The 14,156-nt window shown below is 45.2% G+C and carries 12 protein-coding genes; 6 read left to right on the forward strand and 6 right to left on the reverse strand.

Annotated features, from left to right (window positions below):
- Positions 1–26: 26 nt before the first annotated feature.
- The 5 genes from ACPUEK_RS05140 to cysP all read right to left on the reverse strand — a co-directional run bounded on the left by ACPUEK_RS05140 (position 27) and on the right by cysP (position 6,167).
- Positions 27–2,114, reverse strand: a complete 2,088-nt coding sequence (locus ACPUEK_RS05140; protein WP_425642540.1) for a PAS domain-containing sensor histidine kinase — start codon at positions 2,112–2,114, stop codon at positions 27–29.
- A 102-nt stretch (positions 2,115–2,216) separates the two neighbouring features.
- Positions 2,217–3,341, reverse strand: coding sequence for a sulfate/molybdate ABC transporter ATP-binding protein (locus tag ACPUEK_RS05145; protein WP_067221295.1), 1,125 nt, complete (start codon positions 3,339–3,341; stop codon positions 2,217–2,219).
- Between the two features lie 12 nt (positions 3,342–3,353).
- Positions 3,354–4,202 carry a sulfate ABC transporter permease subunit CysW gene (gene cysW, locus ACPUEK_RS05150; RefSeq protein WP_067038427.1) on the reverse strand — a complete coding sequence of 283 codons (849 nt, stop codon included), beginning with the start codon at positions 4,200–4,202 and terminating at the stop codon, positions 3,354–3,356.
- A 15-nt stretch (positions 4,203–4,217) separates the two neighbouring features.
- Positions 4,218–5,075, reverse strand: a complete 858-nt coding sequence (cysT, locus tag ACPUEK_RS05155) for a sulfate/thiosulfate ABC transporter permease CysT (RefSeq protein ID WP_067038428.1) — start codon at positions 5,073–5,075, stop codon at positions 4,218–4,220.
- A 78-nt stretch (positions 5,076–5,153) separates the two neighbouring features.
- A complete protein-coding gene (cysP, locus tag ACPUEK_RS05160) occupies positions 5,154–6,167 on the reverse strand; it encodes a thiosulfate ABC transporter substrate-binding protein CysP (protein WP_425642541.1) in 1,014 nt (337 codons plus the stop codon).
- Between the two features lie 371 nt (positions 6,168–6,538).
- On the opposite strand from cysP, the gene dctP reads away from it, so the two are divergent.
- The 3 genes from dctP (at position 6,539) to ACPUEK_RS05175 (ending at position 9,388) form a co-directional block, all read left to right on the forward strand.
- A complete protein-coding gene (gene dctP, locus ACPUEK_RS05165) occupies positions 6,539–7,531 on the forward strand; it encodes a TRAP transporter substrate-binding protein DctP (protein ID WP_425642542.1) in 993 nt (330 codons plus the stop codon).
- 70 nt (positions 7,532–7,601) lie between these two features.
- Entirely contained in the window at positions 7,602–8,111 is a 510-nt protein-coding gene (locus ACPUEK_RS05170; protein WP_170756306.1) for a TRAP transporter small permease, read from the forward strand.
- Positions 8,111–9,388 carry a TRAP transporter large permease gene (locus tag ACPUEK_RS05175; RefSeq protein WP_425642543.1) on the forward strand — a complete coding sequence of 426 codons (1,278 nt, stop codon included), beginning with the start codon at positions 8,111–8,113 and terminating at the stop codon, positions 9,386–9,388. Before ACPUEK_RS05170 ends, ACPUEK_RS05175 begins: the two co-directional genes overlap by 1 nt.
- Positions 9,389–9,684: 296 nt before the next feature.
- On the opposite strand, the gene ACPUEK_RS05180 is transcribed toward ACPUEK_RS05175, so the two are convergent.
- Positions 9,685–10,104 carry an SRPBCC domain-containing protein gene (locus ACPUEK_RS05180; protein WP_425642544.1) on the reverse strand — a complete coding sequence of 140 codons (420 nt, stop codon included), beginning with the start codon at positions 10,102–10,104 and terminating at the stop codon, positions 9,685–9,687.
- A 299-nt stretch (positions 10,105–10,403) separates the two neighbouring features.
- Here ACPUEK_RS05180 and ACPUEK_RS05185 point away from each other — a divergent pair, with 299 nt between their 5' ends.
- The 3 genes from ACPUEK_RS05185 to ACPUEK_RS05195 all read left to right on the forward strand — a co-directional run bounded on the left by ACPUEK_RS05185 (position 10,404) and on the right by ACPUEK_RS05195 (position 13,959).
- Complete coding sequence (locus ACPUEK_RS05185) at positions 10,404–10,796, forward strand: septal ring lytic transglycosylase RlpA family protein (RefSeq protein ID WP_425642545.1); 393 nt, start codon at positions 10,404–10,406, stop codon at positions 10,794–10,796.
- Positions 10,797–11,128: 332 nt separating this feature from the next.
- Positions 11,129–13,108: a HAMP domain-containing methyl-accepting chemotaxis protein gene (locus ACPUEK_RS05190; RefSeq protein WP_425642546.1), complete on the forward strand. Its 1,980-nt coding sequence runs from the start codon at positions 11,129–11,131 to the stop codon at positions 13,106–13,108.
- A gap of 221 nt (positions 13,109–13,329) precedes the next feature.
- On the forward strand, positions 13,330–13,959 hold the full coding sequence (locus ACPUEK_RS05195; RefSeq protein WP_425642547.1) for a hypothetical protein: 630 nt from the start codon (positions 13,330–13,332) through the stop codon (positions 13,957–13,959).
- Positions 13,960–14,156 lie beyond the last annotated feature (197 nt).

The raw sequence follows: 14,156 nt of genomic DNA on the forward strand, positions 1-14,156 counted from the left end.
ATGCCTCTTATTGATCGTGTAATGGATTAGTTAGTATCAGTACTGGGTAACGTGAGGATAAAACGTGCGCCACCGTAGGGGCTGGCGTCTACGTGTATAGACCCCTGTAAGTCACGCACAATGGCCGCCACAATGGATAAGCCTAACCCTAATCCTTGGCCCATGGGTTTGGTGGTATAAAAGGGTTCGAATAAATGCTCTCGCTGAGACTCTGGAATGCCGGGTCCATTGTCTTCAATCGTAATAGTAAGGCTTTTTAAATCATTTTGCTCACTGTGAACATAGATCTGTTTATTGGATTGATCTTGTAGTGCGTCACAAGCATTACCGATTAGATTCACCAGTATCTGTTCCATCCGTGCGTTGTCTGCCAAAACGTTATGATTGGACTGTAAACCGGTGGCTGTCAGCGAAATGTTGTCCTCTTCAAGCCGAGCACGCCAAACAATAGCACATTGATTGATGGCTGTTTGCAAGTTGACCGCTTGTAGCTGTTCGGGCTTTTTATAGGCAAATGTCTTCAATTGAGACGTAATGATGGCCATACGTTGGGTTAAATCGTCCAAAAGCGTTAAGTTCTCTTTGACGAGTTCTGGGTCGTGAAGCAACTGTTTACTGATGGCAATGTAAGTACGCATAGCCGTTAATGGCTGATTTAATTCATGGACAATGGCGGTAGACATACGACCAAGTGCCGCCATTTTACTGGTTTGAATTAGCTCTTGTTGCGCCATTTCGAGCGCTTGAGTACGCTCTTTTACTTTGTGCTCCAGTGACTCATTAGCATCCAGTAAGGCCTGTTCTAATTGTTTTCGACGGCTGATGTCTACCACAGTCACCAAGAAAGCATTGTCTTCAGAATGATGCATGTCGCGTAGAGAAATGAGCGCAGGGAAAGGTGTTTGACCATGGCTTACGCCCTTCGCTTCGGCACCAATAATCGGTGAAAATTGAGGCCGATGAAGTTGCATTAGACCTTTGCCTAAGGCACTGTCAGGTTCGACGTCCAGCAGTAAGTCGTTGAGCTTTTGTCCTATGGCTTGCGACAAAGGCAGGTTAAACTGTTGTGCGGCTTTGGAGTTTAAGAAGCCGATTTCACCTCGTGTATTTAATGTCAGCAGTCCTACTTCTGTATTGCCGATAATAGAGCGCTGTTGTTCTTCATTTCGTGCCAATACCGCACGCGTTTCTCGCTGCGAAAGGTGCTTCAAACGTCGCTCTCGTAAGAACAGTAAAATCACACCAAGAATCCATAAACCTGCCATTGTGATTGCACCGATTAAACTGGCAAAGCGCTCATTCAATCGAGCTGAAATTAGCGTGGTAAAGGTCCAGCCTAAATCATCTAAGCGAACTTGGTGAGCAATGTAGCGCTGTTGATTAAGGGTCCAAAGTTGTGCTTGAACGCCGTTTGTTAGAGACAGGTACGATGGTTCTGCAATCCGATCAAGAGAACGCTCTAACCATTGTTCATTTGATGCCATAAAAATATGCTGTGTATCATCGCTGACGGTAAACAGTTCATCAGGTAACGTATCAGACTCGGACAACAGCGAGCTCAACTCAATACGTACGATAGCCGCACCCACAAAATCTGAGCGGTTATATATAGGGGCTGATAAATAATAATACGCTCGTTTATCTGGACTGTTTTCGTAAAAACGTCCTTCCTCTCCTTTTTCTGCGAGTTGAAAAAGAGGTAAGTCAGCGAACTCATCCGGCGCTAAGTGTTGCTGGTCGCGCCAATTACTGTAGGCCACAGTCAGGCCTGCACGGTTGACAATGAACAGTCCCGATGCCCCAGCGACAAGGTTCGTCTGCTCTAAGTAGCGGGAAACTTTTGCGGCTAAATTTTCGTCTATCGAGTGATGAGGCGATGTGAGTTGTTGAATAACATCTTCATTTTGCGTTAATAAAAAAGGTAGGTAGTGATAGGCATTTAGTTCTCCGCGTACTCTATGAATAGAAGACAGTAGTCTATCGGAGGCTTCATCGTGGAGAGTTTGGTAGCCTACATCTTGAGTTAATTGCCCCACACCAAAGCCAATGAAAATCGATGCAAAGCACCATGTAATGCCGATCCACACGATTCTCTTGCTGGTTTTTAGGGTCATAAAAAAGCCTATCTAATGCGCGACTGATCACAGCATACAATAGATGAACAGCAATTGGCGCGTGTTCCTCATATCCGCTAGATAGGGAACACGCGACGTACGTTATTTTACCGTTTCATCTAATGAGCGAGACTGCCAAGATACTTGCTCAGGTGCTTGGTGGCTGTTTTCACGGAAGAAGTAGCCGTTACGAGGTTCGGCATAAACAATCTCACCACGCTTGACGGGATTGCGATCGTACTCAGAATGTGTCAAATCGGCTTCCCAGATTTGCTCAGATTGCCACTCATGAGGGGCCAGCTCGACACGAACTTCCGCACCAATAGGGTTTACCGCCACCACTTTCAAAGGGAGGTTGGCAATTTTACTGGCTTCAGTATGTAAAGACAGTTCGTGGGAGCGAATATAGAGCTGGCCACTATTCATAGGCACATCACTGCTTGGCGCAGTGATCCAGGCGTTGTGATTATGCAAACGGCTTTGTGTAAGTTTGCCTTCAAAGACATTCACATTGCCGAGAAAGTCGAAGACAAAGCGACTGTTTGGTTGCGCGTACAATTGTGCCGGCTCGTCGATTTGTTCAATATGGCCATTACTCATTACCACGACACGATCTGATAGTTCAAGAGCTTCCTCTTGATCGTGTGTCACGAAGACACTGGTGAAGCCAATTTCATCATGTAGACTGCGCAACCATCGGCGTAACTCTTTACGCACTTTGGCATCGAGGGCACCGAATGGTTCGTCCAACAGTAAAACGTCAGGCTTGGTCGCCAACGCGCGCGCCAATGCGATACGTTGCTTTTGTCCACCTGACAGTTGTGATGGGTAGCGGTTGGCTAAATGCCCCAGTTGAACCATTTCCAACAAGTGTTTTACGCGATGCTGGATCTCTGTTTTGTTTGGGCGTTGTTTGGCGTCCATAACTTCTAGACCGAAGGCGACATTATCGGCCACTGTCATATGACGAAATAGCGCGTAGTTTTGGAACACAAACCCCACATGGCGATCACGTACATGCAGATTGGTCACGTCGCGATCACCGAACTGAATACGTCCTGAGTTGGCGCCTTCTAGACCTGCAATAATACGCAGGAGGGTCGTTTTGCCAGAGCCCGAAGGCCCTAAAAGACCAATCATTTCGCCTTCGTCGATGTTCAACGACATAGGCGACAACGCTTGGAATTGGCCGAATGTTTTAGAAATATTTTCTAAGCGAATACTCATAGTGTCACCTAATTAATGCAGTTGCTCGGCGCGTTCTTGGCGCCATTCGATAAAGGCTTTAAAAATCAATGTGATCAAAGCAATCAACGCCAGTAGAGAGGCGCTCGCGAAGGCGGCTGTGGCTTGGTAATCCTCGTATAACAGTTGAATATGCAGCGGTAGGGTATTGGTTTCCCCACGAATATTCCCCGATACAACCGACACCGCGCCAAACTCACCCACCGCACGGGCATTGGTTAAAATCACACCGTAGAGCAGTGCCCATTTGATATTCGGCAATGTGACGCGACGGAATAACTGCCAGCCGGAGGCACCTAAGATCACCGCCGCTTCTTCGTCTTCTCGGCCTTGTTGTTGCATCAATGGAATTAATTCCCGAGCGACAAAAGGACAGGTGACAAAAACAGTTACCATGACAATGCCAGGCCATGCGAACATAAGTTGCAAATCATGCTCGTAGAGCCACTCGCCGATCCAACCATTATTGCCGTAAAGCAATAAATACAGCAGGCCTGCCACGACGGGTGATACTGCAAAAGGAATGTCCATCAAGGTCATCATCAGTTTTCGGCCTGGGAACTCAAAACGTGTTACGGACCACGCCAGTAGTACGCCAAAAAATAAATTAATTGGCACAGTAAGTAACGCGACAAACAGCGTTAAACCAATGGCGTGTAAGGTATCAGGATCGCCAAGGCTGTCCCAATACACGGCCAGCCCATCGACAAATGCTTGTTCGAAGATACTGATTAATGGCACGACCAAGAGTAATGCTGTTAGCACCAATGTGATGCCAATCAGCGTGTATTTTACCGCTGGGCGGTCGCCCACGCGTTGTTGATGACGCTGTCCAGATGCCATATAGATTCCTCCGAATTAACGTCCGTGAAGGCGTTTTAGGTAACGCCCTTGCCAAATATTGATTGCAAACAGTAAAACCAAAGAGGCGATGAGTACCACTGAAGCAATGGCGCTAGCGGCAGGGAAATCGAACTCTTGCAGTCTAACGAAAATCATAAGAGAGGTAATCTCACTGACGTAAGGCATGTTGCCAGCAATGAAAATCACCGCACCAAATTCCCCTAAACTACGGGTGAACGACAGCGCGACACCCGTGACCAGCGCCGGCCATAGGGACGGCATAATAATACGTTGAAACACCGACCAGTCAGAGGCTCCCAAGGTAATACCTGCTTCCTCTTCTTCTGGGGAAAGTTCTTCTAGTACGGGCTGCACTGTACGGACCACAAAGGGAATGCTGGTAAATGACATGGCGACAATAATGCCCAGTGGTGTGTACGCCACTTTAATGCCCCATTGTGCTAACAGCTCCCCATACCAGCCATTTTCTGCATATAAAGTCGCGAGAGTGATGCCTGCCACCGCTGTCGGTAAAGCAAATGGCAAGTCCACTAACGCATCGAGAATACGCTTACCGGGAAACTCGTAACGCACCAGCACCCATGCCAGCAATAAGCCAAATACGCCATTAAATACCGAGGCGATAAGCGCGGCCCAAATAGTCACTTTGTAACTGGCGACCACACGCTCGTCGGTAATGACGTACCAGTATTCTGACCATCCCATGTCAGCGGTTTGCATCACTAGACCGGTCATCGGTAGCAGCAAAATCAAACTGATAAAAAATAAAGAGCTGCCAAGACTTAACCCAAAACCGGGAAGTACTCGCTTATGACGAGGTTTAGCGCTGGCAACGCTAAGAGAAGAGGGCATTGTTGTCACGCTCCTATAATAAAAACACAAACGCCGGACGCAATGCGCCCGGCGAAAACAGCGAATAAAAGCAGTGAATTAGCGACGCTGTAGTTGGTCTAGCTGCTTACCATTAGCAAAGATATCTTTCATGGCATTCGGCCAACCGCCTGCAATCTCTTCAACAGTTAGCAGTTTTACTTCTGGAAAACGATCCGCTACTTCGGCTTTAACTGTGTCATTGTGGACACGGTAATTAAAGCTTGCCAATAGACGCTGAGACTCTTCACTGTATAGATAGCTCAAGTATTCAGTCGATACGTCTAAGGTACCGTTCTTCTTAGCATTACGCTCTACAACCGCTACTGGAAACTCGGCTAGAATTGATGTTTTTGGTACCACCACTTCGTAATCATCCGCACCGTATTGTTGGCGAATGTTGTTAACCTCTGACTCAAATGTAATCAATACATCGCCGATACCGCGCTCAACAAATGTAGTCGTCGCGCCACGGCCGCCCGTATCAAACACTGAAACATTGCCTAAAAAGGTTTTTAAGAAGCTGTTTTGTTGTTCTGTTGCATTTTTACCGAACTGATCTTGTGCGTAACCATAGGCCGCAAGATACGTATAACGACCATTGCCTGATGTTTTAGGGTTCGGGAACACCAAAGCCACATCGTCTTTGACTAAATCGCCCCAGTCATGGATGTTTTTAGGGTTGCCTTTTCGGACAAGAAACGCCGTTGTGGAGTAATAGGGTGAGCTATTGTTTGGCAGCTTGCTCTTCCAGTCTTCGGCCACCAATTTGCCTCGATCCGCTAAGATTTGCACATCGGTAACTTGGTTAAAGGTGACGACATCGGCAGGCAAGCCTTGAAGGATGGAACGAGCTTGTTTCGACGAACCAGCATGAGATTGTTTGATCTCAACGGTTTGCCCTGTTTTTTCTTCCCAGTGTTTTTGGAATACTGGGTTATAGGTTGCAAACAATTCGCGCGCAATGTCATAAGACGTATTTAGGATGGTTTGATCCGCAGCGGATGCATTAACTGCCGTACCAAGCAACAGAGCACCTGCTACAGATTTAATCAGTTTCAATTTTGATTTCATGGGAAGCCTCTAACGCGCTTGTAATGGTTGATTGTTGATCAGTAGCTTATTTAAAAGATTTGGTTATTACAATGACAAAAAATGGAAGATTTTGGAATAAAGAAATAAATTTCATTTATCTTCATTATCGAGCGTGGCTTACCGTGAAAAATGTCGGTTACAAATGCGCTTTAACCCACATACCAAGTAATACCGTGCATAAAATGTGGAAATCTTTGTCGCCTTTGTACTCGCTTTTGCATTTGTAAGTTGATTAAGTTAACTAAGCCTCCTGCATAAATTTCCTAAAGATTTGCGTGGGCTAAAAATTATTTTTCAGCTCACTGTGGCGCAATTCAAATGCTTGGCAGAGCAATAATAATGAGGCAATCATGAATAAAATAATTAGCAGTTCCATTCTGACACTTTCTTTAGCCGGTCTCTCATTAAGTGCTGTAGCAGACACGACCATTCGTGTGACATCACAGCTTCCTGATACACACCCAGTCAGTCAAAACTGGATTGAGTTCGGTAAAATTATTGAGCAAAAATCTAACGGTGAGCTCAACATTCAGCTATTCCCATCGGCGCAACTGTTTAAAGATAAAGAAGTACCTGAAGCCGTCGGGTCTGGTGCGATTGATGCTGGCACTACGTTTATTGGCCGATTTGCGGGTTCTGTGCCAGCGGTGGATGTGATTGCTGTGCCCTTTATCTTTAACGATGAAGACAATATTCGTGCGGCGGTGGCACCTGGTTCGGATCTACGTAAAGCCATTGACACTAAAATTTTAGAAGAAACTGGGGCGCGCGTACTTTGGTGGCAAGCCTATGGTCGTAATGTATATCTTAGTAATGGTGATCCTATTACCGAACCTACAGATATTACGAACAAGAAAGTTCGCACCTACGGCAAAGTTCATGGTTGGACAGCTGAAGCACTGCAGGGGGCACCGACATTATTGTCTGGCTCGAAGCAATTCCTTGCCTATCAACAGGGCGCTGTGGATGTAGGCATGACAGGGGTCTCGGCAGTGAAATCACGTAAGTTGTACGAGGTTATGGACAACATGACGTTGACATTCGACAGTGCAATTGAGTTTGTAGCGGTCATTAACAACGATGTATATGAAAGTCTTTCTGCGGAAGAGCAGGCGATTATGCAAGACGCTGCGAAAACGGTAGAGCAGCAATTGCGTGATCAAATCTATGCAGCAGAAGCGCAAACGGTTGAAGAAATGAAACAGCACATGAATGTTATTGAGCTCACCCCTGAGCAACGTAACGCTTGGCAGAAAGCGACACAAACAGTGGTTGATCGCTTTATTGAAGAAACCGGTGAGACGGGCGCTGAAGCAGTGTCTGCTATTCGTTCAGTTCAGTAATGATGCTTGTTTTTGCGTCGCTGAGAGAGTCAAGCGGCGCAAAAATAACGTTCTCTATTAGGAGTAACACATGTTGTTGCGCTTTATTGATGCGCTGTCTGAATGGACTGGAAAGCTGAGTGCTTGGAGTTTATTCGCAGTGGGCTGTTTTATAACGTATGAGGTGGTAATGCGTTATGTGTTTAATGCTCCCACGATATGGGTTGATGAAATCAGTCGTGTATTGATGGTTTGGTCGGTGTACTTAGCGGCGGCTTTTGCGTTAAAGCATAAAGAGATGGTGGTCATTGATTTGGCCTTTCGTAAGCCCGGAACATTAGGGCGCAAATTATGTGACAGTTTTGCATTGCTGTTTATGTTTGTCTTCGCAATCGTTGCGTGTTTCTACGGTTTCGAGTTGTGGCTTAAATCTACTTTAGCCGGTCATACTACAGACACATATCTGGCGTTACCTAAATGGTTCACTCACGCGCCGGTGTGGTTGGGCTCAGGATTATTAGTGTGCCAAGGCATGGCGGATCTCGTTCGTGTTTGGACTGAAACACCCGATGATTCAGTGAAACCAGGAGCTGCGCACTAATGGAACCGTTATTTATTTTAATTGCCTTACTAGCTCTGTTGGTATTGCGTACGCCTGTAGCGTTTGCATTGGGCGGCTTGGGCATTATTTTGCTGGCCCTCAAGGGGTTGCCAATGGTCGGTGTGCCTCAGCGCTTATACGGTGCAATGGACAGTTTTGAATTGCTGGCTGTGCCGATGTTCCTGTTGATGTCGAATGTGTTGCTGCGTGGTGGTGTTGGCAAAGACCTGTTCGCTGGGGTGCAATCTTGGGTAGGGCATTTACCCGGAGGTCTCGGTGTGGCGACGATTTTGTCTTGTACGCTATTTTCAGCGATTTCTGGGTCGTCTGTTGCCACGGCCGCAACAATTGGTACGATCGCTATTCCTGAGATGATTAAGCGTGGTTACGATCGTAAGTTTGTGTTTGGGATGCTCGCAGCAGGCGGCACATTAGGCATCTTGATCCCACCATCGATCCCATTGATTATTTACGGGATCGTCTCGGAATCCTCTATCAAAACGCTGTTCTTAGCAGGTGTCGGTCCAGGTCTGTTTTTAGCAACGGCTTTTATTATCTATGGTGTGTTGTTCTCGCGTTTTTCTAGTCAATATCAAGCCATGCCAAAAGTGGATTGGCCTGAACGTATTCAGGCTTCATTAAAAGCTCTGCCAACCGTTCTATTAGCTGTTTGTATTATTGGTTCCATTTATGCAGGCATTGCTACACCATCGGAAAGTGCTGGGCTTGGCTTTGTGTTAGCGCTGCTGATGACTTTTGCCATGGGGCGAATGAATTGGGCACTGTTGAAAGAAAGTGTGGAAAATACACTTAAAACGACTGTAATGGTGATGCTGATAGTCGCTGGAGCAAAGGTGTTTTCTTACGCCATTACACTGTATATGCTGCCACAAACCATCAGTATGATATTGACGCAGAATATTTCTACGCCTGGGCTCTTCATATTGGCAGTTGGCTTAGTGTTGTTTTTGATTGGTTTCTTCCTAGAAAGCCTATCGATGCTGCTAATTATGGTGCCGGTTTTACTACCTGCTGTGTTGAATATGAACATTGATCCAATTTGGTTTGGTATTTTCTTTGTTGTCTTGATCGAAACGGCTTTGATTACGCCGCCCGTGGGGATGAACTTGTTCATTATTCAAGGCGTTGCCAAGGCATCGTTAGCCGATGTATCCAAAGGTGCGCTTCCCTTTGCCATTATTATGTTATTAACCGCAATTCTCTTGTGGTTCTGGCCTGATTTGGCGCTTTATGTGCCTTATCATTTAGCTCGTTAATGACGAAGCGCCGGTGTTTATCGATTAAGCATCGGCGTTTTACTTTGATGGCAGAGATTTGGTTTGCTGAGGAAATGGCGCTGTTAAGCAGAGTTTTTAAAAGTAATCCGATCACAGACACTGATTTAAGTCGGTTTAGGGATAATTAATACTCATTTCGAGAGAAAGATCCGTTACAGTCAGTTTTTAGTTATAGGAAACTGTATGACACCGCAAAAGCTTATTGTATTGATCGCTGCGAAAGTTATCATTTTAACAGTCATTACTTTTGCTATCGTTTTGTGGGCTTGAAAGCGTTAGCTAAGCAAACGGTTCGTTTCGACGATCTTTTTAAAGTAAGTCATGATGTGGCCATGCTGAGCAGTTTGTTCTATTTCTGGCGCTTTAGGATCGAGCTCGATGGTTTCGATCACTTCGGTGCCCTCTAGGCTTTCTTTGAAGTGAATACTTACTTTCCGGCCATCCTTAAATCTGTATTCAATCAGCCTAAGTAGCTTTAAACGCTTAAAGACACCCTCAAAATCAACGACTTCACTGCCATCTACCCTTTCTATGCGGTAGAAAAACTTGCCGCCTTCATGAAGATCTACCTCAGCTTTAGGGCAGTACCAATCGATTGAGGCACCGTTCCAGTCTTGCAGTATCGCAGGCGTTGTCCACGCTTCCCAGACAGTTTCGAGCGATGCTTTTATATGTGTTTCTACGGTGATTTCCATATGAGTGTCCTTTCTCTAATTCCATGTGTATAGATTTATAGATGAGTTATCAGGCCATGTCGAGGCGTACCTTTCCAGCTATTTGAAACGAAAGTGTTGATATTGTGTAAAGTGTCTATCTTTAACTATTAAAAATAATTATAGATCCTCGCTGCATATTGGCCAATGAAGAAATTGTGGCTGGCTGGCTATAGCAGTCTGTTTTGAATCATTGATCGATATGCACTGTGCTAATATTTCTAGAAGTAGTGAAGGTTAGCTAACCTCACTCTTTTTCTGAAGGATTGGCTAGGAGTCCCATGAGCATAAAAAAAACACTAATAATGGCCTGCGTCTGCGTTGGTCTTACAGCCTGTTCTGGGGGGCTTCTTAGTCGCGATGATGCCAAAGGATTTTCTCAACAAGGCAAAGCCAGTTTTTATGCAGATAAATTTCAAGGTCGTCTTACCGCCAATGGTGAACGGTTTAATCAACGAGCCCAAACCGCAGCCCATAAACGCTTGCCTTTTGGCGCTAAAGTACGTGTAACCAACATTGCTAACAATAAAAGCACAGTCGTCCGTATTAACGATCGAGGGCCGTTTGTCAGTGGACGAGTCATCGATCTGAGTAAATCCGCTTTCCGCCATATTGGCAATACACGTCAGGGTGTAATAGACGTCAAAATAGAAGTTCTGGATAATGGGGCATAAAAATCTAATATAAGTTACCGTTTTCCAAATAAGTTTCTTTAGAGGGCATTTTCTATGAATGGATCAATTTAATTGTTCATAGTTTCACTTACTCTATTTTTAATGCGTTTATTCTAAAGCAATCAACTCCTTCGTTAGTCTTATATAGGCGCCTTCGATAAAACACATTGTGTATCTCCTATTTTATGCTAATTATTAATAGGCGTAGTCATCTTGAAAGTTGGCTAAGATTATATCCTGCATACTCAGTATCAGAGTTATTTGTTTTACTTTGAATTAATGTAATGGACTTAAGAGCGTCATATCTAATAATTACTGTAAGGACGACAAATATGCTCACATTTAAACGAAAGTTATTACTTGGCTTTGGGGTCCTAGTTGCCCTACTGGTTATTGTTGGCCTCATTGCCTTTAGTGGTATCTCTAGCTCATCCAAAGATTTTGATCATTACCGTCAGCTAGCGCGTTCTACGAAAGCTGCGAATGAGGTGCAAGGCAATCTGCTGATGATGCGTATGCATGTCAAAGATTATTTAATCACCTCGGAGTTATCCGATCAGCAAGGCTTTGCTAGTTATCTGGAAGAAACACGGAAGGATTTATTGCGCGCCAAAGAAGCAATAGCGGAGCCTGTTTTTGTGCAAATTTTAGATCGCCAAATGGCCACTTTGAACCAGTACTCACAAGGCTTCGATAAAGTGGTGAAGGATACCAGTACGTTTGATCAAGTCTTAGACAATGTCCTATCGGTGAAAGGAGCTGAGCTTGAGAAGCTTCTCACTAAGCTGCTGCAATCAGAGCGTGACAAGGGTGACGAAGTGGCGGTCTATCAGTTGTCGATGGCTATGCGTAATGTCCTACTAGGGCGTTTGTATGTGCTGAAATATGTTGACTCGATCAGCACCAATGATGCGGCGCGGGTGAACGAGGAGTTTGCCTACGCTGATAAATTGCTGACGACTTTGATTCAAGACGCTTCAGATAGCGAGTTGAAACAGGATTTGCAAACAGCCGATGGGCTGTTGAATGACTACATAGAAGGGGTCGCTGCTTTAATACAAGCGGGGAGTTCGCGTCAGGAAGTCGTGGATCAGCAGCTAGATGTACTAGGGCCTCAGATCGCAGCAGAGCTGAATGATCTGATTGAGCAGGAGGCCATGTTACAAGATGCTCTTGGACCGCAAGTCGAGCAAAAAAATCATCTGATAGTCATGGCGATTCTTGCCTGTGTGTTGGTCTCAATCGCTATCGGTATAGGGACCGCATGGGCGATTCTGCGTTCTACACAAAAGCAATTAGGTGGTGATCCAGCCTATGTTTCTGGTATTGCGAAGACCGTGGCAGAAGGCGATTTGAGCATTGACTTACCGCCATCAACGGCATCACCTGATAGCTTGTATGCGAATATTCGTCAGATGGTCTCGTCTTTGCAAACCAAAGCCAATCTCGCACAGAAAATTGCTGATGGAGATTTAACGGTTCAAGTGAGCCTTGCCTCTGACAAAGACGTGTTAGGGCAGGCTCTGCAAGTAATGGTGGAGCGGTTACGACACGTGTTGTCTGAAGTGCAATTGGCAGGGGAGCAAATTGCCGCAGGCAGTTCACAGGTATCGACGTTCAGTCAATCTTTAGCGGAAGGAGCGACGCATCAAAAAGATAGCCTAGAATCGATTGCATCAGCTTTGGAACAGTTGTCATCACAAACACGACAAAATGCAGACAGTGCTTCAGAAGCCAATAGCCTTGCTGAAGAAGCGCAGAAGTCGGTCTCTCAAGGGCAATCGCATATGGAAGAGATGATGCTTTCCATGAATGAGATCAAAGATGCGGGTGATCAAATCAGTGATTTCATTAAAACGATTGATGAAATCGCAGAGCAAACCAATTTGCTAGCACTCAATGCGGCCATTGAAGCCGCTCGAGCAGGGGAGCAAGGACGAGGTTTTGCCGTGGTGGCCGATGAAGTACGCAGCTTGGCTTCCCGTAGTACACAAGCGGCTGAAGAAACATCGAAACTGATACACCTATCTGAAAGCAAAACAAAGAAAGGTGCTGAAATCGCCGAAAACACCGCTAAAGCACTGAACTCCATTTTTGATAGCATCAACCAAACCTCTAGCTTAGTCGCAACCATATCATCGGCTAGCAACGAGCAAGCACAAGCCGTTGATGAGGTGTCCCGTGGAGTCACGGAAGTAGATGGCGTCGTCCAAACGAATGCATCGGCTTCTGTAGAAGGTGCTGCCGCTGCTGAGGAGCTAAGCGGTCAAACACGTTCATTATCGGACATGATGCGACAGTTTAAATTTTAACGGCTAACTCTATCGGTTCACGTTTTCAGCCTCTTCTACTGACAGTGGAAGAGGCTTTCTTTGTTTTGGTTAATCTCACCCTTGTAAGAGCGTGGTAAAGTTTATTGAGAGGCGATCAGATATTCGATTACAGTACACTGCTTGAATGGCATTCCTTTGAAATTCGGGCTGTTTGAAACATTGATTAGGTGGGTATTATCCATTCAGGCTAGGAATAAACCGTGGTAAAACATAAAGGCAAACGCGTCGGGAACCGTAAAAAAGCCACTCCGCCGAAACAACCCTATGCTATTAACTATCCTCTACTCAAGAATCTTGCATTTTTTCTACCGTTTCTAAGCATTGCGATCAAAGTGATTTTAGGGAATAACTTCGTGACAGAAAAAGAGGTTCTTGATGTGGCCTTTTGGATTTCTGCCTTAGTTACACTCGCTGCACTCTGTTTATTTTACGCCTTAGCAAGTCTTAATTTACTTTATCCTAAGCCAAACTTCTCAAGTGATTCAGCGCTATGGAAAAGCGTAAAGCTGCTTGGTTATGGATTAAGTCTATTTTGTATTATTTGGCCTTGCCTGTCCTCTACAGGTCCAATGCTGTTTACCTTGAGCACGAATACGATTAAAGAAACGCTCGTTGTGGCTGAAAAGTCCACTCGAACCACCACCCGTGGCTGCAAATGGTTCATCAGAGGTAAAGGGTCATCACAGCACTTTATGCACTGTATTAGTCATGAAGAGTATTTCTATTTGCCTCAAGCGCCTGTCTTAGTCAGCATCGACGCGGCCCATTCTCAGTTTGGCTATTTTGTCGTCGATTATAATCATCTAGTTGGCACCATCGAGTCTAGATGATCTCAAAACATTAGATTAAGAGACTGGGTTGTTTCTTTAAGAGCACGCTTACTTTTCGATCATGGGGTGACTTCGAAAGATTTTCTTCCTTTTTGACATCTTCTCCGGGTCTTGGTGAATGCAAAACAAAAGCCCATTGTTTTTTTGCCTGCAAGAAGTGTACGTCGAAAAAATATTTTGAAAAATAAGTGTGTAGT

This window comes from Marinomonas gallaica (assembly GCF_049821165.1).
Taxonomy (GTDB): Bacteria; Pseudomonadota; Gammaproteobacteria; order Pseudomonadales; family Marinomonadaceae; genus Marinomonas; species Marinomonas gallaica.

What these genes read in the sequence shown, in the direction of transcription:
- ACPUEK_RS05140 (WP_425642540.1), bottom strand. Translation starts at nt 2,114, where the DNA reads ATGACCCTAAAAACCAGCAAGAGAATCGTGTGGATCGGCATTACATGG.
- ACPUEK_RS05145 (WP_067221295.1), bottom strand. Translation starts at nt 3,341, where the DNA reads ATGAGTATTCGCTTAGAAAATATTTCTAAAACATTCGGCCAATTCCAA.
- cysW (WP_067038427.1), bottom strand. Translation starts at nt 4,202, where the DNA reads ATGGCATCTGGACAGCGTCATCAACAACGCGTGGGCGACCGCCCAGCG.
- cysT (WP_067038428.1), bottom strand. Translation starts at nt 5,075, where the DNA reads ATGCCCTCTTCTCTTAGCGTTGCCAGCGCTAAACCTCGTCATAAGCGA.
- cysP (WP_425642541.1), bottom strand. Translation starts at nt 6,167, where the DNA reads ATGAAATCAAAATTGAAACTGATTAAATCTGTAGCAGGTGCTCTGTTG.
- dctP (WP_425642542.1), top strand. Translation starts at nt 6,539, where the DNA reads ATGAATAAAATAATTAGCAGTTCCATTCTGACACTTTCTTTAGCCGGT.
- ACPUEK_RS05170 (WP_170756306.1), top strand. Translation starts at nt 7,602, where the DNA reads ATGTTGTTGCGCTTTATTGATGCGCTGTCTGAATGGACTGGAAAGCTG.
- ACPUEK_RS05175 (WP_425642543.1), top strand. Translation starts at nt 8,111, where the DNA reads ATGGAACCGTTATTTATTTTAATTGCCTTACTAGCTCTGTTGGTATTG.
- ACPUEK_RS05180 (WP_425642544.1), bottom strand. Translation starts at nt 10,104, where the DNA reads ATGGAAATCACCGTAGAAACACATATAAAAGCATCGCTCGAAACTGTC.
- ACPUEK_RS05185 (WP_425642545.1), top strand. Translation starts at nt 10,404, where the DNA reads ATGAGCATAAAAAAAACACTAATAATGGCCTGCGTCTGCGTTGGTCTT.
- ACPUEK_RS05190 (WP_425642546.1), top strand. Translation starts at nt 11,129, where the DNA reads ATGCTCACATTTAAACGAAAGTTATTACTTGGCTTTGGGGTCCTAGTT.